Origin of the sequence: Martinezella miluonensis (assembly GCF_900094545.1) — a bacterium.
GTDB lineage: Bacteria > Pseudomonadota > Alphaproteobacteria > Rhizobiales > Rhizobiaceae > Rhizobium > Rhizobium miluonense.
The window spans coordinates 149,022-168,759 of sequence record NZ_FMAH01000006.1; the positions used below are offsets into that span (position 1 = coordinate 149,022).

19 protein-coding genes and 2 tRNA genes are annotated in these 19,738 nt (G+C 60.4%); 12 read left to right on the forward strand and 9 right to left on the reverse strand.

Annotated features, from left to right (window positions below; all coding sequences use genetic code 11):
- Positions 1 to 86 precede the first annotated feature (86 nt).
- The gene (gene betA, locus GA0061102_RS08710; protein WP_092845938.1) at positions 87 to 1,736 is read left to right on the forward strand and encodes a choline dehydrogenase; all 1,650 of its coding nucleotides are present in this window, start codon (positions 87 to 89) and stop codon (positions 1,734 to 1,736) included.
- A gap of 181 nt (positions 1,737 to 1,917) precedes the next feature.
- Positions 1,918 to 3,279, forward strand: coding sequence for a chloride channel protein (locus tag GA0061102_RS08715; RefSeq protein WP_092845940.1), 1,362 nt, complete (start codon positions 1,918 to 1,920; stop codon positions 3,277 to 3,279).
- A gap of 2 nt (positions 3,280 to 3,281) precedes the next feature.
- Here GA0061102_RS08715 and GA0061102_RS08720 read toward each other — a convergent pair whose 3' ends face one another.
- Positions 3,282 to 3,728, reverse strand: coding sequence for an RrF2 family transcriptional regulator (locus GA0061102_RS08720; RefSeq protein WP_092845942.1), 447 nt, complete (start codon positions 3,726 to 3,728; stop codon positions 3,282 to 3,284).
- 487 nt (positions 3,729 to 4,215) lie between these two features.
- Here GA0061102_RS08720 and GA0061102_RS08725 point away from each other — a divergent pair, with 487 nt between their 5' ends.
- The 3 genes from GA0061102_RS08725 to cysN all read left to right on the forward strand — a co-directional run bounded on the left by GA0061102_RS08725 (position 4,216) and on the right by cysN (position 7,525).
- Complete coding sequence (locus GA0061102_RS08725; protein ID WP_092845944.1) at positions 4,216 to 4,953, forward strand: phosphoadenylyl-sulfate reductase; 738 nt, start codon at positions 4,216 to 4,218, stop codon at positions 4,951 to 4,953.
- 126 nt (positions 4,954 to 5,079) lie between these two features.
- Entirely contained in the window at positions 5,080 to 6,033 is a 954-nt protein-coding gene (cysD, locus tag GA0061102_RS08730; protein WP_092845946.1) for a sulfate adenylyltransferase subunit CysD, read from the forward strand.
- Position 6,034: 1 nt separating this feature from the next.
- Entirely contained in the window at positions 6,035 to 7,525 is a 1,491-nt protein-coding gene (cysN, locus tag GA0061102_RS08735; protein WP_092845948.1) for a sulfate adenylyltransferase subunit CysN, read from the forward strand.
- A 136-nt stretch (positions 7,526 to 7,661) separates the two neighbouring features.
- Here cysN and GA0061102_RS08740 read toward each other — a convergent pair whose 3' ends face one another.
- The gene (locus GA0061102_RS08740) at positions 7,662 to 8,585 is read right to left on the reverse strand and encodes a LysR family transcriptional regulator (RefSeq protein WP_092845950.1); all 924 of its coding nucleotides are present in this window, start codon (positions 8,583 to 8,585) and stop codon (positions 7,662 to 7,664) included.
- 182 nt (positions 8,586 to 8,767) lie between these two features.
- Here GA0061102_RS08740 and GA0061102_RS08745 point away from each other — a divergent pair, with 182 nt between their 5' ends.
- From GA0061102_RS08745 to GA0061102_RS08760, 4 genes are all read left to right on the forward strand, one after another.
- Positions 8,768 to 10,330 carry an MFS transporter gene (locus tag GA0061102_RS08745; RefSeq protein ID WP_092845952.1) on the forward strand — a complete coding sequence of 521 codons (1,563 nt, stop codon included), beginning with the start codon at positions 8,768 to 8,770 and terminating at the stop codon, positions 10,328 to 10,330.
- A gap of 241 nt (positions 10,331 to 10,571) precedes the next feature.
- On the forward strand, positions 10,572 to 10,913 hold the full coding sequence (locus GA0061102_RS08750; protein ID WP_092845954.1) for a hypothetical protein: 342 nt from the start codon (positions 10,572 to 10,574) through the stop codon (positions 10,911 to 10,913).
- 427 nt (positions 10,914 to 11,340) lie between these two features.
- Positions 11,341 to 12,402 (forward strand): porin, encoded by a 1,062-nt coding sequence (locus GA0061102_RS08755; protein WP_092845956.1) that lies wholly within the window; start codon positions 11,341 to 11,343, stop codon positions 12,400 to 12,402.
- Positions 12,403 to 12,814: 412 nt separating this feature from the next.
- The gene (locus GA0061102_RS08760) at positions 12,815 to 13,900 is read left to right on the forward strand and encodes a 3-deoxy-7-phosphoheptulonate synthase (RefSeq protein ID WP_167667935.1); all 1,086 of its coding nucleotides are present in this window, start codon (positions 12,815 to 12,817) and stop codon (positions 13,898 to 13,900) included.
- A 29-nt stretch (positions 13,901 to 13,929) separates the two neighbouring features.
- Here the strand turns inward: GA0061102_RS08760 and GA0061102_RS34030 are convergent, their stop codons facing one another.
- The 6 genes from GA0061102_RS34030 to GA0061102_RS08790 all read right to left on the reverse strand — a co-directional run bounded on the left by GA0061102_RS34030 (position 13,930) and on the right by GA0061102_RS08790 (position 17,379).
- Positions 13,930 to 14,358 (reverse strand): DUF6314 family protein, encoded by a 429-nt coding sequence (locus tag GA0061102_RS34030; protein ID WP_092845958.1) that lies wholly within the window; start codon positions 14,356 to 14,358, stop codon positions 13,930 to 13,932.
- A gap of 87 nt (positions 14,359 to 14,445) precedes the next feature.
- Complete coding sequence (gene msrA / locus GA0061102_RS08770; protein WP_092845960.1) at positions 14,446 to 14,973, reverse strand: peptide-methionine (S)-S-oxide reductase MsrA; 528 nt, start codon at positions 14,971 to 14,973, stop codon at positions 14,446 to 14,448.
- Positions 14,970 to 15,419: a peptide-methionine (R)-S-oxide reductase MsrB gene (msrB, locus tag GA0061102_RS08775; protein WP_092845962.1), complete on the reverse strand. Its 450-nt coding sequence runs from the start codon at positions 15,417 to 15,419 to the stop codon at positions 14,970 to 14,972. Before msrB ends, msrA begins: the two co-directional genes overlap by 4 nt.
- 147 nt (positions 15,420 to 15,566) lie before the next feature.
- Entirely contained in the window at positions 15,567 to 16,094 is a 528-nt protein-coding gene (locus tag GA0061102_RS08780) for a GAF domain-containing protein (protein ID WP_092845964.1), read from the reverse strand.
- Between the two features lie 43 nt (positions 16,095 to 16,137).
- Positions 16,138 to 16,911 carry a pentapeptide repeat-containing protein gene (locus GA0061102_RS08785; protein ID WP_092845966.1) on the reverse strand — a complete coding sequence of 258 codons (774 nt, stop codon included), beginning with the start codon at positions 16,909 to 16,911 and terminating at the stop codon, positions 16,138 to 16,140.
- 391 nt (positions 16,912 to 17,302) lie between these two features.
- Positions 17,303 to 17,379, reverse strand: a tRNA-Pro gene (locus tag GA0061102_RS08790).
- A 303-nt stretch (positions 17,380 to 17,682) separates the two neighbouring features.
- Here GA0061102_RS08790 and GA0061102_RS08795 point away from each other — a divergent pair.
- Positions 17,683 to 18,108, forward strand: coding sequence for a hypothetical protein (locus tag GA0061102_RS08795; protein WP_092845968.1), 426 nt, complete (start codon positions 17,683 to 17,685; stop codon positions 18,106 to 18,108).
- A 187-nt stretch (positions 18,109 to 18,295) separates the two neighbouring features.
- Here GA0061102_RS08795 and GA0061102_RS08800 read toward each other — a convergent pair.
- Positions 18,296 to 18,370: transfer RNA gene (locus GA0061102_RS08800), tRNA-Gln, on the reverse strand.
- A gap of 158 nt (positions 18,371 to 18,528) precedes the next feature.
- On the opposite strand from GA0061102_RS08800, the gene GA0061102_RS08805 reads away from it, so the two are divergent.
- Together GA0061102_RS08805 and GA0061102_RS08810 are read left to right on the forward strand one after the other, a co-directional pair.
- Positions 18,529 to 18,831 (forward strand): cupin domain-containing protein, encoded by a 303-nt coding sequence (locus GA0061102_RS08805; RefSeq protein WP_092845970.1) that lies wholly within the window; start codon positions 18,529 to 18,531, stop codon positions 18,829 to 18,831.
- Positions 18,828 to 19,736: an MBL fold metallo-hydrolase gene (locus GA0061102_RS08810; protein WP_092845972.1), complete on the forward strand. Its 909-nt coding sequence runs from the start codon at positions 18,828 to 18,830 to the stop codon at positions 19,734 to 19,736. Before GA0061102_RS08805 ends, GA0061102_RS08810 begins: the two co-directional genes overlap by 4 nt.
- Positions 19,737 to 19,738 lie beyond the last annotated feature (2 nt).

Below are 19,738 nucleotides of genomic sequence, written 5' to 3' on the forward strand. Positions count from 1 at the left end.
CTCCCCGCTCATGCGGGGCGAGGGAACGATCAGAGCCAGCCATTATCCTGCAGCTCAAGAAGAACGTCCGAAAGAAGGCAATAGTCATGCAAGCAGATTTCGTCATCGTCGGCTCGGGTTCGGCCGGCTCCGCCATGGCCTATCGCCTGTCGGAGGACGGCAAGCATTCGGTTATCGTTCTGGAATTCGGCGGCAGCGACTTCGGCCCCTTCATCCAGATGCCGGCAGCGCTTGCCTGGCCGATGAGCATGGACCGCTATAATTGGGGCTATCTCTCCGAACCCGAACCGCAGCTTAACAATCGTCGCATCACCGCCCCGCGCGGCAAGGTGATCGGCGGTTCCTCCTCGATCAACGGCATGGTCTATGTGCGTGGACATGCCGAGGATTTCAATCGCTGGGAGGAGCTCGGCGCCCAAGGCTGGGCCTACGCCGACGTGCTGCCCTATTTCAAGCGGATGGAGCATTCGCATGGCGGCGAAGACGGCTGGCGCGGCAAGGATGGCCCGCTGCACGTGCGTCGCGGCGACGCCCGCAACCCGCTCTTCCACGCCTTCATCGAAGCCGGCAAGCAGGCCGGCTTCGAGGCGACGGAGGATTATAACGGCAGCAAGCAGGAAGGCTTCGGCCTGATGGAGCAGACGACCTGGATGGGCCGGCGCTGGTCTGCGGCGACAGCCTATCTCAAGCCCGCCCTCAAGCGGCCGAATGTCGAGCTCATTCGTTGCTTTGCCCGCAAAGTCGTCATCGAAAACGGCCGCGCGACCGGCGTCGAAGTCGAGCGAGACGGCAAGATCGAGATCATCAAGGCAAACTGCGAGGTGATCGTCTCCGCCTCCTCGTTCAACTCACCGAAGCTGCTGATGCTCTCCGGCATCGGTCCTGGGCAACATCTGCGCGACATGGGGATCGAGGTGAAGCTCGACCGTCCGGGCGTCGGCGCCAATCTGCAGGATCACATGGAATTCTATTTCCAGCAGACCAGCCTGAAGCCGGTGTCGCTCTATTCCTGGCTGCCCTGGTACATGCAGGGGATCGCCGGCGCGCAATGGCTGTTCTTCAAGAAGGGGCTCGGCACATCGAACCAGTTTGAAGCCTGTGCCTTCCTGCGCTCGGCGCCGGGCGTCAAGCAGCCCGACATCCAGTATCACTTCCTGCCGGTCGCCATCAGCTATGATGGCAAGGCAGCGGCCAAGAGCCACGGTTTCCAGGCGCATGTCGGCTACAATCTGTCGAAATCACGCGGCGACGTGACGCTGCGCTCCTCCGACCCGATGGCCGATCCGGTGATCCGCTTCAACTATATGAGCCACCCAGAGGACTGGGAGAAGTTCCGCCATTGCGTGCGCCTCACCCGCGAGATCTTCGGGCAAAAGGCCTTCGACGGCTATCGCGGCGCGGAAATCCAGCCTGGGTCGAACGTCCAGACCGACGAGCAGATCGACGCCTTCCTGCGCGAGCATCTGGAAAGCGCCTATCACCCCTGCGGCACCTGCAAGATGGGCTCAAAGGACGATCCGATGGCGGTGGTCGATCCCGATACCCGCGTCATCGGCATCGATGGCCTGCGCGTTGCCGACAGTTCGATCTTCCCGCATGTGACCTATGGCAATCTGAACGGCCCTTCGATCATGACCGGCGAAAAGGCAGCCGACCATATCCTCGGCAAGCCAAGGCTGGCCCGCTCGAACCAGGAACCGTGGATCAATCCGCGGTGGGAGACGAGTGATCGATAAAGCTCGACATAGCTCATCATGCATCGAAGGTTGACGCCGGCAAACAGTCGGCGCAAAGAGACGACCGTCAGCAAAGTGAAGCTCCGTAAGACAGTGTTACTATCTTAAAACGCCGTTTTTAAGCAGATTGCTCGATCAGAGTTCGAAAGACCCGTCTATAAATCCGTCGGTCACCGGTCATATGCCCCCGATCTATCGCAAGTCCAAGCTGCTCCGCCGTTCCCGCGTCATCTGGGGTTCGTTCAATCTATGGCGGCCGCGATTGGTGTTCTGGACGGGGGCTCTGGCGATCGGCGTGATCAGCGTCGGCTTTGCCAAGCTTGCGGACCTGGCGCAGCGGGCCTTTGCGGGCGTTACCCACTCCGGCGGGTGGATGTGGCTGCTGCCGCTGCTGTTGACGCCGGTCGGCTTCGTCCTGTCTGCTTATCTTGCCGCGACCCTGTTTCCCAATTCGCAAGGAAGCGGCATTCCGCAGGCGATCGCGGCCCGACATCTGCATCATGACGAGGATCGCACGAAACTGCTGTCGCTGCGGCTCGCTTTCGGCAAGATCGTGCTGACCATACTCGGGCTTCTGAGTGGGGCCTCGATCGGCCGCGAAGGGCCGACGGTGCAGGTCGGCGCCTCCTTCATGTTGGCCGTCGCCCGGTTCGGGGGCATTGCGCAGGCAAAGGGATTGATCCTTGCCGGCTCGGCGGCAGGCATCGCGGCAGCCTTCAACACGCCGCTTGCCGGGATCGTCTTTGCCATCGAGGAAATGAGCCGCACCTATGAATCCCGCGCCAACGGCCTGGTCCTGACGGCCGTCATTCTTTCCGGCCTTGCCGCGCTCGGTCTTTCCGGCAGCTACAACTACTTCGGCACGGCCGATGCAGCGCCCACGATGCTTCGAGATTGGATCGTCATGCTGATCTGCGGCGTCGGCGGCGGCGCGCTCGGTGCCACCTTCAGCGGACTGGCACTCTATGCCGGCATCCGCATCCGCCGCTGGGCGCAGCCGCAACCGCTGAAGCGCATGCTGATCCTGGCCGGCCTTTGCGGCCTTGTCGTGGCTACCATCGGCGTGGTCTCCGGCGGCCAGACCTTCGGCACCGGTTACGAGCAGGCCCGCGGCGCGGTGGAAGGACATGCCCTGCCGCCGCTCTTCTTCGTCGAGAAGCTACTGGCAAGCTTCCTGTCGATGATCTCGGGCATTCCCGGCGGCATTTTTGCGCCATCACTTGCCGTCGGCGCCGGCTTCGGCAGCACGGTCGGCACGCTTGTCGGCAGCGGCGTGGCGCTTGCCGCGATCCTCGGCATGGCAGGCTATTTCGCCGGCGTCGTCCAGGCGCCGATGACCGCCTTCGTTATCATCCTGGAAATGACCGGCGACCATCAGGCCGTCATTCCGATCATGGCGGTGTCGATGATCGGCTATGTGACGTCACGGCTGCTGTCGCGCGAACCCTTGTACCATGGGCTTTCGCGCGTCTTCATCGCAGCGGCCATCCGCGCACGGCGAGCCATGGAGAAAGAAGCCGGAGAGGAGCACGTCGCAAGCTGAAACTAGGCCATCAGCCTCGTCACTTCAGCGCCTTGCGGCTGAGCGATCGCGTCGGCGATCGTGGTAGAGAACAGGACCTTGCGGGTCGCGTCCGCCACCCGGGCAAAGACATGGCGGATTTCGCAGGTCTGCTCACCATCGCAATCGTCGCAGCGACGATAGGCGGTGAGCGAAAGACAGGGAAGCGGCGCCAAAGGCCCATCGATGACCCGCAGGATCTCGCCGAAGGTGATCTCGTTTGCCGGTTTGCGCAGGAGATAACCGCCCTGCTTGCCACGGCGGCTGATGACGATACCTTGATGCTTCAGGTCGAGAAGGATCTGTTCCAGGAACTTCTTCGGGATCTTCTGCTGGGCTGCGATGTCGGAAATCATCATCGGCTCGCCTGCCTCGGATTGGGCCAAGGCAGAGAGCGCCCGCAGCGCATATTTTGCTTTCTGAGTAATCATTTCGAACCGCTTCACACACACATGCGATACGTTCGGCCGATGGATTCGGCCGGTCCGCTCTAGAACTCCTCAACCCTCGTCCCCAGGGCGTTTCGAAGCACTCACACCCATGGCGCAACGCCAAGAAATATCAGCAACCCAAACTTGTTATCATTTTTAGCCGCTATGCCCACAGTTTAGCTCAAAATCCACCGCAGCGCATCTTTTTGGGCATCACTTCCGATTTCCATTTGACAAGCTATGTGTAACTCTACTATTTCTATAGACATTAAAGCAAGCACTTAAACATGACAAGTCGTGTCAAGTGCTTCCGAAGGGCCTTCTGGCGGTGAAGCGCCTTGGTTAACAGCCGAGGCGGTCGCTTTTCCTTATCAGCGCTGCTTCATGGAGATATTTACTCTCCATCCGCTTCCTTTCGAAATCTATTTTTCTGTCCGCCATCCTTGCGAGCTGCGATACTCCGGGCAATATCAGGACAGGATCCCCCATGACTGCCATTACATCAATTGAAGATGCCGCGACGCTCAACAGCCAGCTCGCATCGCTCGATCTTGCCGGCCGTCTGTCTCTCGTCGCCGGCCTTGGCGAGCGCGTCGTCTTCACGACGTCGCTTGGGATAGAGGACCAGGTGATCACGGCGGAGATCGGCAATCACCGCCTGCCGATCGAAGTGGCGACGCTGCAGACCGGCCGTCTCTTTCCGGAAACACTCGCCCTGATCGATGAGACGGAGAGCCAGTACGATATCCGCATCGTCCGTTACGAGCCGGAACAAGCAGATATCGAAGCCTATGCGGCAAAATACGGTCTGAACGGTTTCTACGAAAGCGTCGAAGCCAGGCATGCCTGTTGTGGCGTGCGCAAGCTGAAGCCGCTTGCGCGTGCACTTTCGGGCGCCAGCATCTGGATCACCGGCCTGCGCCGCGGCCAGTCCGCCAATCGTGCCGATACGCCGTTTGCCGAGTTCGATCCCGAGCGCAACCTGTTCAAGATCAACCCGCTGGCCGACTGGGACATCGATGCCATCCGCGCTTATGTCGCCGACAACAGCGTTCCGGTGAACCCGCTGCATGCACGCGGCTATCCGTCGATTGGCTGCGAGCCATGCACCCGCGCCATCAAGCCGGGCGAGCCCGAGCGTGCCGGCCGCTGGTGGTGGGAAAACGACGAAAAGCGCGAATGTGGCTTGCATGTTCACGAAGAAGGCACGGCCGCAGCCCAATGATATACCCGCCGGTTCCCGGCATCGATTCGAAGCGCGTCCCCTACGCCGCCGATCAACTGGAAGCCAACGCATCCATTCTTTCCGGCCAACCTTCGGTCGGGACATTTGAAAGTTCTGGAGTGATAAATGCCCGATAGCCGTCCGGATACGGAAATCTCCAATCCGCAAAGCACCAAGCCACCGCTCGATCCGCATCTGAAGGCGCTTGAAAACGAGTCCATCCATATCTTCCGCGAGGTAGCGGCCGAATTTGAGCGTCCCGTCATGCTCTATTCGATCGGCAAGGATTCCTCTGTCCTGCTGCATCTGGCACGCAAGGCCTTCTATCCCGGCCGCGTCCCCTTCCCGCTCTTGCATGTGAACACCGGCTGGAAATTCGCCGAGATGATCACCTTCCGCGACGAGATCGTGAAGAAGTACGATCTCGACCTGATCGAGCACATCAATCCGCGCGGCAAGGCGGAGAACATTACGCCCTTCACCCATGGCTCGGCGCGCTATACCGACATCATGAAGACTGAGGCGCTGCGCCAGGCACTCGATGCCGGCCAGTTCGATGCCGCTTTCGGCGGCGCCCGCCGCGACGAGGAAGCCTCGCGCGCCAAGGAGCGCATCTACTCTTTCCGCACGCCGGACCATCGCTGGGATCCACGCAATCAGCGCCCGGAACTCTGGAACGTTTATAACGGCCAGATCCGCAAAGGCGAAAGCGTTCGCGTCTTCCCGCTCTCCAATTGGACCGAGGTCGATATCTGGCGCTACATCCAGGCCGAAAATATTCCGATCGTGCCGCTCTATTTCGCCGCAAGGCGCCCGATCGTCGAGCGCGACGGCATGATGATCATGGCGGCCGACCCGCGGCTCGAACTGCTGCCGGATGAGGTCAAGCGCGAGGAGCTCATCCGCTTCCGCACGCTCGGCTGCTTCCCGCTGACCGGCGCAATCCGCTCCACCGCCACAACCCTTGAAGACGTTATTGCAGAGCTGGAAATCGCCACGGTTTCCGAACGGCAGGGCCGCGCCATCGACCGCGACCAGTCCGGCTCCATGGAAAAGAAGAAGCGCGAAGGATATTTCTGAGATGACCGTAAACGCAAACGTCGTCACCTTGCCCGCTGTTGGGCCTGCCGTCGAGCCTGCCAAGGCACTTCGCGACTCGCGCCCCCTTCGCCTGATCACCTGCGGTAGCGTCGATGACGGCAAGTCTACGCTGATTGGTCGTCTTCTCTGGGATACCAAAGCAGTCAAGGAAGACCAGGCCGCAACCCTTCAGCGCGATTCCACCGGCAAGCAGAACGATCTCGGCCTGCCCGACTTCGCACTGCTGCTCGACGGACTGCAGGCCGAGCGCGAACAGGGCATCACCATCGATGTCGCCTATCGCTATTTCTCGACCGACAAGCGCTCTTTCATCGTCGCCGACACGCCCGGCCACGAGCAATATACCCGCAACATGGCAACCGGCGCTTCCACCGCCGATCTCGCCGTGCTTTTGATCGATGCGCGTATGGGCATCCTCGAACAAACCCGCCGGCATGCGACGATTGCATCGCTGCTCGGCATCAAGCAGTTCGTGCTGGCCATCAACAAGATCGACCTGACGAATTACGACCGTGCCGGCTTCGAGAAGATCGCCAACGAATTCCGCGAATTCGCTCTCTCGCTCGGCGTCAAGCAGATCACGGCCATCCCGATGTCGGCGCTGAAGGGAGAAAATGTCGTCTATTCCGGCCAGGCGGTCATGCCCTGGTATAACGGTCCGACGCTGGTCGAAGCGCTGGAACTGGCCACCGTCCGCTCGGCACAGACGGTTGGCTTCCGCCTTTCGGTGCAGCGCGTCTCCCGCCCAGGCGAAAGCTTCCGCGGCTATCAGGGCACGGTTGCCGGCGGCTCGGTGAAGCCGGGAGACAGCGTCATGATCCTGCCGTCGGGCATGGTCGCCAATGTCTCGAAGATCGTCACTTTCGATCTGGTGCGCAACGCGGCTGTTGCCGGCGATGCCATCACGCTCGTTCTCGATCGCCAGGTGGACGTGTCCCGTGGCGACATGATCGTCGCCATCGACAACCAGCCGCAATCCGGTCTCTCCTTCGATGCCCAGATCGTCGCACTGCAGCCGGAAGGGATCGAACCCGGCAAGCGCTACTGGCTGAAGAGCGGCAGCCGCCGCCAGCGCGTCCAAGTGCAGCCGATCGCTCAGCTCGAACTCAAAACCGGCGCTTGGGCACCGGCGCAGACGCTCTGGATGAATGCCATCGGCAAAGTCCGCCTGACTTTCGACGAAGCCGCCATCTTCGATCCCTATGAGCAGAACCGTTCGACTGGCTCGTTCATTCTGATCGACCCCGAAAGCAACAATACGGTTGCCGGCGGTATGATCACCGGCAAGCGCTCCGACCGCGGCGGCATCCATAAGGACGGCCAGCGGGTTCTCCTGTCCCTGCCGGCCGACCTCGCCGAGCAGATCATGGCAAGCGAACTCTTCGCCAGCCGCCGCGATGAAACGGAAGTGCGCCGTGTTACCGCGGCGCAAGCAGCCGAGATCTGGGCGAACGCAGCCAGCGACATTTGATCGTGGCTTAATACCGAGTGACAACGAGGCCGACCAAGGTCGGCCTCGCCCCCGGAATGGCGGGGCGGCTGCGATCCGCGTTTGCTGGCAATCTCAAGCCAGAATTCTCAAACTGAAACCGGCCAGCCGGTCTTTTTTATGCCACGGATGCCCCCGGCAAAGCTTCGCAGCTTTTTGCAAAGAGCCGCTCTCCAAGAAAATCGACAAATACGCGGACCTTGGGCGACAGATGCCGGCTTGATGGCCAAAGCATATGGAAGTGGCCGGGTTCATCGATGAAGTCGTCGAGAACGGTTTGCAGCTTTCCTTCGGCAAGCGAACTGCGCACGAGGAAATCCGGCATGCATCCGATCCCGAGCCCGGCGACGGTGGCGCCGCGCACGGCCTCCATATTGTTGCAGGAAAAGGCGGTGCGCATGCGCAGCTCCGGCTCCGCTTCCGGCAGGCTTAGCGGCCATTCCTGCAGCTTGCCGCTATTGGGAAACCGGAACCGTACCGCGGAATGCTCGTTGAGCGCACGCGGGCAATCGGGAATACCGTGGCGTTCGAGATAGCAGGGAGCTGCGCAAAGCAGCATCTGGAATGGCCGCAGGGTGCGCGACATCAACCGCGAATCCGGCAGATCGCCGCTACGGATCGCGACATCGACCCCTTCCTCGATCATATCGACGATGCGGTCGTTGAAATCGATATCGAGTTCGACCTCGGGATAGCGCTCCACGAACTCCGGCACCACGGGCAACAGGAAATGATAGCTGACGATGGGCACGCTGACGCGTAGCCGCCCGCGCGGCACCGCCACTGCCTGAGCGAGCGAGGCCTGGGCATCGTCGAGATCGTCGAGCACGCGTCGGCAGCGCTCGTGAAAGAGGCGTCCTTCCTCCGTCAGCCGGATGCTGCGGGTGGAGCGCTGCAACAGCCGAACGCCGAGCTGGCGCTCCAGATTGCTGACTGCCTTGCCCACCGCAGAGGCCGAAAGACCGAGCACACGACCGGCGGCTGCGAAACTGCCGAGATCCGCCGTCCGGACGAAAGCATGCAGGCCACTCAAGCGATCCATGGGTTACTCCATTCGAGCGTTTTCTTCCGGTATATATGGAGCAATAGCCTCATTATCATAAGATTACAGCAAAACTATCTTGCTGGGGTCCCTCAAAGCCCGTGGGCCGCAGCGCTCGGCTCGCATCCACTCCCAGGAACGCCCACGGTTCTCCTTGCTCGAACCCAACGGAAAACCCGACGATGACCTCGCCCAAGACAAAGGTCGCAAGTCCGACCGAAAAATTCTTTGTTCTCATCGCAGTCTGCTGCGCGGCGGCAGCGATGCCGCTGACATTCACAGGCCCGGCCGTTGCGCTGCCGGCCATCAGCCGATCGCTTGGTGGCAGTCCAATCGCTCTCAACTGGGTGACCAATGCCTTCATGTTGACCTTCGGCAGCAGCCTAATGGCCGCCGGCGCGCTTGCCGACAGCTTCGGACGTCGGCGCATCTTCCTGACCGGCGTCGGCTGCTTCGCATTGTTCTCCGCCGGACTGGCTTTCGCCGGCGATATCGTCTTGTTCGACATATTAAGGGCACTGCAAGGTCTTGGCGCCGCCGCCGCCTTCTCAGGCGGCATGGCGTCGCTCGCCCAGGAGTTCGACGGCACTGCGCGCATGCGGGCTTTCAGCATCGTCGGCTCCAGCTTTGGCGTCGGCCTCGCCTTCGGGCCGATCGCATCCGGCCTGATGATCGACGCCTTCGGCTGGCCGTCGATCTTCCTGCTCGTCGTGGCTCTGGCGCTCCTCTCCCTTGGCCTGGCTGCCTATTTCCTGCGCGAATCCCGCGACCCTGACGCAACCGGGCTCGACTGGCCGGGAGCGCTGAGCTTCACACTTGCGCTGACGCTCTTCACCTATGGCGTGCTGCGTGCACCGGAGACCGGCTGGAGCGATCTGCTGGTCATCGCGCTGCTGGCCGGCGCTGCGTTGCTGTTCCTCGCCTTCGGCATCATCGAACGCTCGGTGAAAAGGCCGATGCTGGATCTTACCTTGTTTCGCTATCCGCGCTTCGTCGGCGTGCAGCTGCTCGCGGCGGCGCCCGCCTACGCCTTCGTGGTGCTGCTGATCCTGCTGCCCGTGCGCTTTGTCGGCATTGAGGGTATGAGCGAGATTGCTGCCGGGCGGATGATGATCGCTCTTTCGGCGCCCCTTCTCATCCTGCCGGTTATTGCCGGTCTTCTGACCCGCTGGTTCAGCGCAGCAACGATCTGCGGCGGTGGTCTTCTCATTTCAGCGGCAGGTCTCTTCTGGCTCAGCCATTTCGCCGCCGGTTCGGCACCGCAGGCATTGATCGGTCCGCTCTTGATGATCGGCATCGGCATCAGCCTGCCCTGGGGCCTGATGGATGGCCTGGCCGTCAGCGTCGTTCCGAAAGAGCGGGCCGGTATGGCAACGGGCATCTTCAGCACCACGCGCGTTGCCGGCGAAGGCGTTGCCCTTGCCGTCGTCAGCGCCATCCTCTCCGCCTTCATCCAGTCAAAACTCGGGGCACCGGCCGGCGAGCAGGCTTCGGCCGCCGCGCAACGGCTCGTCACTGGCGACCTTGCTGCCGCCGCATCAAATGTGCCGGCGATCGGTCATGACGCGCTGATCCACGGTTACGGCGATGCTTTCAGCGCGCTGCTCTGGCTCCTGACCGCGATCACGACCATCACCGCAATCGTGGTTTTCTCCTTCCTCGGCCGGGGAGCATCGAACGATATGGCGGAGGACGCTGCCCCATTGTTGCCGGAAGAAGAAGAGCTCCGCATATCGAAAGCCTAAGCAATTTCATGGGCCGGTTGGGACAACAATTCCGACCGGCCCATGGAGCGTCCCGACACGACAAGGCGGCAATTCGAAGGCTGAAAAGCGCCGAAAGCGCACTCGCGGCGCAACATAATGTTTCGCAACCACATAAAATGTGCGCGCCCCAACGCGATGCGCCTCCCTCTTCGCAACGGTGCGAGGCTGGCGTTTGGGCGCGCCGCTGCTATATCAAATCCCCATGATATCAGACCGGTTTTTGAAGATTATCGCATGGACTTATATCGCGGCGCTCGTTGCCGTGACCTTTGCGCATCTCAATTGGCAGGCCGCGCTTGGTAATCCTTTCGACATTTTCCGCGCCGGGGCGCTTTGCCTTGCAGGCATGCTTGCCCGCCTCGCCTATCCGCAATCCCCATCCTTCACCTGCCTGCTGATGATCGGCAGCGTGCTGGTACTCTGCTTTTCGCATTTCCTGGCAAACGGCAATTACGGCTCGACGCTCGACATCGTCGTCGGCATGATCAGCGGGTTGTGGGGCATCATGCTCGGCTCGGTGTTGAGCAAGCTGCTAAGCTCGGCCTCCAAGCGAACGGCATAGCATCGGAAAACGCGTTATTCGTTACGGGACACCCTCGCCACTTTAGAGGGTTTGCTAGATCCGTTTGAATGGATCGCGCCAATCGCCTCATCTTTTAGCGATCACTCAATTATATCCGGCACGTTTTTAAGCTCCGAATTCGATTATTTCGTTTTCCCAAATGACTATTACGTCACCAATATTATGCAATACTTACTATCTACGTTTGTATCTGTGGCATTCGCGCAACTAAATTTTTTAAATGACGGAAAAACCGTTCTGAGAAAAATATATCATATAACTTTACAGGAATTCGTCTTTAATAACGACCAGAAGCGGGTGGGGCCCGTTTCTCCCGAGTCGGGGTATTTAAACAGGGATAGGGTTAAGGCACGTCGGTTTTTCGGCGCGGTTGCCTGTGCCCAATCTATTATGGATTGGAGTTTTCATGAACATCAAGAGCCTTCTTCTCGGCTCCGCTGCTGCTCTCGCAGTAGTTTCCGGCGCTCAGGCAGCTGATGCCATCGTCGCCGCTGAGCCGGAACCGCTCGAATACGTCCGCATCTGCGACGCATACGGCGCTGGTTACTTCTTCATCCCGGGCACGGAAACCTGCCTCAAGATCGGCGGCATGGTCCGTACCGAAGGCAAGTGGTTCAACGCTTATGCCCCGGACACCCATTTCGGCACGCTGTGGCACACCCGCGCTCAGTTGAGCATCGACACCGCTTCCGACACCGAGTACGGCCCGCTGAAGACCAACACCCTTATGCGTTGGGATTGGCAGGACGGCGGCTCGACCTCCACGAAGATGGTCGCTGCCTACATCAGCCTCGGCGGCTTCACCGTCGGCAAGCTCGACTCGCAGTATAACTCCTACATGGGTTACGCTGGCAACGTCATCAACGACGACGTCGTCTATGACGGCCCGTACGAACTCAACCAGTTGACCTACAACTACGATGCCGGCAACGGCTTCACGGCTGTTATCTCGGTTGAAGACAGCAACTCGGGCACGGGCGCTACCGGCGTCAACGGCGAAGACAGTTCCAACCACTACGCTCCTGACGTTGTCGCCGGTGCTGGCTACAAGGCCGGCAACTTCGGCTTCAAGGTCGTTGGCGGTTATGACTCCATCGTCGAAGAAGGCGCAGTCAAGGCTCGCGTCGATGCCGACTTCGGCGTCTTCAAGGCCTTCTTGATGGGCGGCTGGAACACCAACGGCGACAAGCTGAACAAGTACGCAAGCGCCAACGGTTCCGGCGCCGCCTCCAACATCGGCTGGGGCGACTGGGCTGCTTGGGGCGGCGTAACCGTTCCGATCAACGAAAAGCTGCAGGCTAACGCTCAGGTTGCCTACACCGACTCGAAGATCTTCGCGGCAACCGCAAACCTCCGTTGGAACCCGGTCAAGAGCCTTCTGGTTCAGCCGGAAGTATCCTACACCAACTGGGACTCCATCAATCAGGACCAGTGGGCCGGTATCCTGCGCTTCCAGCGCAGCTTCTAAGACCTCTTTCCCGAGGATCTGATCTGACTTGACCCCTGATCGGATGGGGACTGGTCCGGCTTCCAGCGAAGTCGGACCGGTCCTTCCGAGAGGAGGTTTGTCGTTTCATCCAGCGCCACTGCGATGGCTTGCGATCGTGGCCGGAACCGCAGCCAATGAGCCCGTGCTTCAACTGCCAAGCGATCGACGGCGGTACCGTCTGAACACTCGTATTTCTCCCCCTTCAACGGCATCGACATCCAGCATTTTTTGTCGTAGAGACAGCTCATGTCGAACAACTATGCATATGCCTCGCGATTTTATTCGTACCGCTGCTCTCAGCGGAGGCGGGCCTGTGCGTAGTTAGAAGAGACACGACAGCAAAGACCCGAACAGCCGCTAGTCTACCTGGCGGCTTTTTTGTCGCCACGGTATGACCCTCAAAGGAACCGATACCGTGCTGAATTCCACTGATGACCTGCGCATTGTCGAGATCACGGCGCTGACGCCGCCCTCTCGGATCATAGACGAAATCCCCCGTGACGAGGCTGTCACGGCGACCGTCACACAGGCGCGCAATGCCGTTCACAATATCCTGCACGACGAGGACGACCGGCTGATCGCCGTCATCGGCCCCTGCTCCATCCATGATCCAGCTGCGGCCCATGAATATGCGGCACTACTCAAAGAGCAGCGGGACCGCTTCGCCGACGATCTCGAAATCATCATGCGCGTCTATTTTGAGAAGCCACGCACGACCGTCGGCTGGAAGGGCCTGATCAACGATCCGCATCTCGACGGCAGCTACCGCATCGAGGAAGGTCTGCGCATCGCCCGCAAGCTGCTGTTCGACGTCAACGAGATCGGCCTGCCGGCCGGCTGCGAATATCTCGATACGATCACGCCGCAATATATTTCCGATCTGGTCAGCTGGGGTGCGATCGGCGCGAGGACGACCGAGAGCCAGGTGCACCGGCAGCTGGCATCGGGCCTATCCTGCCCCGTCGGCTTCAAGAACGGCACGAATGGTGACGTGCGCATCGCACTCGATGCCATCGTCGCGGCATCACAGCCGCATCACTTCCCGGCCGTGACCAAGGAAGGCCTTGCCGCAATCGCGTCGACCCGCGGCAATGAGGACTGCCACATCATCCTGCGTGGCGGCAAGCAGCCCAATTATGATGCTGCGAGCGTCCAGGCGACGGCGGAACAATCGCTCAAAGTCGGGCTCGAGCCGCGGATCATCATCGATGCCAGCCATGCCAATAGCAGCAAGAATCCGGAAAACCAGCCGCTCGTCGTCACCTCCGTCGCGGAGCAGGTCTCAGCAGGCGACCGGCGGATCAAAGGCATGATGATGGAAAGCAATCTGGTTGCGGGCCGTCAGGACCTCGTGCCCGGCAAACCGCTGGTCTATGGCCAAAGCATTACCGACGGCTGCATTGACTGGCCGACCTCCGTCCGTACGCTGGAGGATCTGGCAAAAGCGGTGCAGGCACGGCGACGACTGGCGCGATAAATCGGCCCGCCGTCAGCGGACGGGCGGAGTTATGCACGTCGATAGTGCGCGAGGCTCAGATAATGCTTCCTGGGCCCGCGCACGTGCCACATCTCAGCCCATGCATTGGGGCTACGAAAGAAGAGACGGCCCCGGTAGAAATCGGGACCGCAAAGATGGGTGACACGCTGCGACGCGCCTTCGCCGATGCGGATGAACTCCGAAAGATTGGGGAAACGCACGGCGAGATCGTCATCTGCGTCATCAAGCCGATAGGTACGGCTGCTTCTCAGCGTCACGTTATCGCTTCGGGTGTCGCCGTGCTCTTCGAACTGGACAGGCGTCACAGACGCCTGTCCCTCGAATGTGATCAGGGAGCGATTGAAGCGATCGATGATCCGCCGCCTCACCTCCCATGTGCCGAGAAAGAGTTTCAGCTGGCTAGACAATTTCCGCTTCTCTTCGAATCGCGAAAACACTTTATCTTCTTGTTTCTTTACGCATTCCGGACGGAAAACCGCTGTGCACTTTTCCTGGAAATGCTCTAAAGCCGGCCGATCCCTCCATCAGGACGCTGCGCGCTGCGCGGTATCAGCCTGCCGGCGCGGCAGCTTCCAGCCGGGCCGGGCGAAATGGCACGTATAGCCGTTCGGATAGCGCTCCAGGTAATCCTGGTGTTCCGGTTCTGCTTCCCAGAAATCGCTGACCGGCGCAACCTCGGTGACGACTTTGCCGGGCCACAGGCCGGAGGCGTCGACATCGGCGATCGTATCCAGCGCAACCTGCTTCTGCTCGTCGCTACTGTAGAAGATCGCCGAGCGGTAGCTCAGGCCGACATCATTGCCCTGGCGATTAGCTGTGGACGGATCATGGATCTGGAAGAAGAATTCCAGCAGGTCGCGATAGCTGATCTTCTGTGGATCGAAAATGATCTCGATCGCCTCGGCATGGGTGCCGTGGTTGCGATAGGTGGCATTGCGGACGTCGCCGCCGCTATAGCCGACGCGCGTCGAGATGACGCCGTTATAACGGCGGATGAGATCCTGCATGCCCCAGAAGCAACCGCCGGCGAGAACTGCACGTTCCGTTGTCATCTTACATCCTCCACTTGATCGATATAGGCACCATAGCCCTCTGCTTCCATGCGGTCACGCGGCACGAAGCGAAGGGAGGCTGAATTGATGCAATAGCGCAGGCCGCCGCGATCGATCGGCCCATCCGGGAAAACATGACCCAGATGGCTGTCCCCATTTGCCGAGCGCACTTCGACGCGCATCATGCCGTGCGACAGGTCGGTCAGCTCGCTGACATTGGCGGGTTCGATCGGCTTGGTGAAGCTCGGCCAGCCGCAGCCGGAATCGAATTTATCCGCAGAAGCAAAAAGCGGCTCGCCCGAGACGATATCGACATAGATGCCCGACTGCTTGTTGTAGAGATACTCGCCGGAGCCCGGACGTTCCGTGCCGCTCTGCTGCGTCACGCGATATTGCTCGGGGGTAAGCTTGGCGATGGCCTCTGTCGTCTTGCTGTATTTGCCCATTGTTGTTCTCCTTGCCCATCCGCACGCATTTCGAGCTTGGCCGGGTCCTGCTTTAGGATGGGAGAGGGCCGAATAAAGCTCGATCAGCGCTAAGGGAGTGATTGCAGAGCCGAATATAGGCATCGCCAACGCGATTTGCCATATCGATCACGCGTGCGTGACGCCCTGCCCCGCAGCTCGACCGTCCGCTTCGCAAGCACTGACATAAATTGCCGCAAGCGCCTCGATGCCGGCCTGATCGTCACCATCGAAACGACCGGTAATGGGGCTGTCGAGATCGATCACGCCCAACACCCGGCCATCGCTGAAGAGCGGCACCACGAGTTCCGACCGCGAGGCGGCATCGCAGGCGATATGACCCGGAAAGGCATGCACATCCTCGACGAGGATCGAGCGCGCCTTCTCTACTGCCGTTCCGCAGACGCCGCGGCCGACGGCAATGCGCACGCAAGCCGGCTTGCCCTGGAACGGGCCCAGCACCAGTTCGTCGCTCGTGCGCAGGAAATAGAAGCCTGCCCAATTGAGATCCGGCAGCATCTGGAAGATCAGCGCCGATGTATTGGCAGCATTGGCGATCGGATCTTCCTCGCCCGCAAGCAAGGCCTGCAGCTGAAGCGCAAGCTCGCGATAGAATTCAGGCTTGCCGTCGTTCTGGATCGTCTTCTCTGCAAACATCGCATAACGCCTTCTCTAAGGATCTCTTCCCTCGGCAGCCGTATCAGTCCTTGTCATCCGGGTCATCCGGTGAGCATGGCCAGGCGGCGGGCGCCGTCAGCCACAATGGCAATTTGGTGGCATTGTCCCCACAGGCCAGGTTGAGCTGCGCCTGCTGCAGACCTGTCGCATTCGAGAGGTCCAGCCCCTCGATGCGGGTCAGATACAGGAAGGCGCCGCTGAAGGAGACCGGCCCCTGGATCACAGCGCCGCTCAGCGTCGCGCGCGAGAGGTTTGCGAAGGAGAAATTCACGCCTGACAGCACCGCCTTGTTGAAATCGGCGCGGCCGAGCTCGGCCTTCTGAAAATCCGCATTGGCAAGTTGCGCGCCGCCGAATTCAGCCCGCTGCAACTCGGCATTGGCAAAGGAGGCATCATTGACAGACGCATTGCTGAAATCGGAACGGTAGGCCTCGATCTTCTTGAAGTTTGCGCCATCGGCATGAGCATTCTTCAACCAGGCGCGCACCAGTGTCGCCTTTTCGAGATTGGCCGACGTCAGGTTGGTTTCGCTTAGATCCGTGCTGTCGAAATGGACGCCGGCAAGATTGGCGCCATGCAGATCGCTGTTCTGCAGCATGATGTTGGTCTTGCTGCACTTGCTCCAATCGAGACCCGGCGCTGCGACGTTGCCGCAATCGGCAGCATGTAGAGCATTGCCGCTGGAAGCCAGAAGAAATGCGGCACTTAAGGCCGATACGCCAAGGCCCGTCGCAATCCCCAGCCTGCGCCCGACGATAGCGCGAGACCACAGGCCATAGCGTTGCGGCCGACGCATGCGCCCTTCCCCGGCCGTTTCGGCCACTCCTACAGCAAGACTCATACCATCCCTCCGCTACAGCGCCCGCAAATCATCCCAAGCCTGAGTCGGATGCACGCGCCCTCCCTTTGTATATGGTGCTTCGCACGACAAAAAGAGCCGGTTTTGCAAAAGCGTGCCTGAAAGACGAACGGATGCTAACGGCGAGGAAACAAGAGGACAGTCATTGGCCTTCGGACCATCCCGCAAGCGTGGGCGGTATTCCCCGCCATTGCAGAGCACCTACCGGCCATGCGGGCAACCAAGCAGCCGCGACAGCGAACGGATCTGGTTCACCCGATCCTGCGACCGGGATTGGAGAGAATATCTCTATGGGGGATTTTTCGGGAAAAAGATCAGTATTTTAAGCTGGTCGGAGTGGAGTGATTCGAACACTCGACCCCCACGTCCCGAACGTGGTGCGCTACCAGACTGCGCTACACTCCGTGACCAGCGGCGCTTCTATAGACCAGCCATTTTTGATGCACAAGCACCAATTTCAAAAAAAGCGTTTGATTTTTGACGAAAAGATTACAACCGCATCTGCCTAGAAAATTGGCAGGAAACAGGTGCCGAAACTGCCAGCGTGCAAAAGACGCAACAGATCAAGTAAAATCCCGCTTGTACACGCGGATAGGAATTTTCTTTTGCCGGCTTTGGCGCTAAAGCCCTAGGCGGGACAGGTGGAAACGTCGTGGGACAGCGCGGCTTTCTGCGACCGATGCGAGACAGAAGCTCAAGGACGACACGATGAATATCCGCATGATCACCGCGGCGGGACTGTTGCTGGCGCTAGCCGGTTGCAGCACCACAACGACGACAATGAAAGCGGCCCTGCCGCTGCTGGCAAAGAACCCCGTTCAGGATCGCTGGCAAGGCCAGTCCGCCGGGCGCTTCTTCGCAGCCTACGGCCCGCCACTCTCCGACCGCGACGACGGCGGCAGCCGTGTCTACACCTGGCGCGGCGGCTACAAGAACGTCACCATCAAGACCAAGGACGGCAAGAAGACCGGAAAGCGCTCTCTCAGCTGCAAAGCTGATATCGTTACCAACCAGAGCTACGAGATCCGTTCGGTCCACATCCTTGGCGACCAGCCTGGTATCAGCGGCTCTTCCTATTGCGCCGAGCTTCTGGCGCCGCCGGAAAAGGCTGAACAGGCTGAACAGGCAGATTGAGGCCAAAGCTTCACCACGAGACAATACCAGCGGGCGGCCTACAGGGGCCGCCTGTTTTGTTTGCAGGTTCCCCCAGGGCCCTGAACTACGAAGAAAGGGAGCGCAGCGAGCGCTTTGAAGAACGCGAGTCGACCGCCAACAAAGATATTGCAAAGTGCTTTTTCTCAAAACAATGAGAAAGAGGAAATGGCTGGGGCGCCAGGATTCGAACCTGGGAATGCCGGTACCAAAAACCGGTGCCTTACCGCTTGGCGACGCCCCAACAGAGGAAATGGCTTCAATCTCCGCCAAACCGGCGTCTGATTAGCAAAGGTCGCTTGCCGCCACAATCACTAAGTTATGCGGGGACGCATATTTCTGTGTGCTTTTTGGGCGGCTATGATAGGTCTTGCCGCACCGCAATCCCAACGAGGAGGCCCGATGAGCCAGTTTCGCGCCCGCCCGCCGGCCGTTCCTACTATACTACTCGATGACGCCGTGGTGCGCATCACGCGCTGGGATTTCGAGCCGGGCGCCGATACCGGGCATCATGTCCATGGCCTTGGTTATGTCGTCGTGCCGATGACGGATTGTCAGTTTCTGCTGGAAGAGCCTGATGGTAGCCGCCGTGTCGACATCGCCAAGGGTGCCGCCTATCGGCGCGAGGCGGGTGTCGAGCATAACGTCGTCAATGCCGGCTCGGAGCCGATGTCCTTTATCGAAATCGAATACAAGCAATCATGAGCACGCCTGACTTCGACCTTGCCTTCGAGCCCGCCTATGGCCGCGCTGTCCCCGTTGCGCCCGGCATCGAACGCATGACGGTCAACAACCCAAGCGCCTTCACCTTCCACGGCACCAACAGCTACATCGTCGGCGGTTCGTCCGTGGCGGTCATCGACCCTGGCCCCGAAAACGAGGCGCATTTCGCCGGCTTGATGGCAGCTCTGGAGGGGCGCGAGGTCACCCATATCTTCGTGAGCCACACCCACCGCGATCACTCGCCGCTCGCAAAGCGGCTGAAAGAGGCGACGGGCGCGCTCACTGTCGGCGAAGGGCCGCACCGCGCCGCACGGCCTCTCTATCAGGGCGAGGTCAACCCCTTCGCCGAAAGCTCCGACATGGAGTTCCAGCCGGATATCGTGCTTGGCGACGGCCAAAGCGTCTCCGGAGACGGCTGGCAGATGACGGCGCTGCTGACACCGGGCCATACGGCAAACCACGCCTGCTTCGCGCTCGACGGCACCGGCATCGTCTTCTCCGCCGATCACGTCATGGCCTGGGCCACATCGATCGTCGCGCCGCCGGATGGATCCATGGCGGATTACATGGCCTCGCTGGAGCGGCTTCTTGCCCGCGAGGACCGGTTGTTCCTGCCGGGCCATGGCGGGCCGGTGAAGGAGCCTGCGTCTTTCATGCGCGGGCTCAGAACCCATCGCCGCATGCGCGAGCGCGCCGTGCTGGAGCGCATCAAGGTCGGCGACCGCCTGATCCCCGATATGGTGAAAGCCATCTATCGCGATACGGACCCGCGCCTGCATGGCGCAGCCGCACTTTCGGTACTGGCGCATCTGGAAGATCTCGTTGAGAAGGGGCGCGTGGAAACAGACGGTCCTCCGGCACTGGCGGGAACCTACCGCCCCATCTGAGC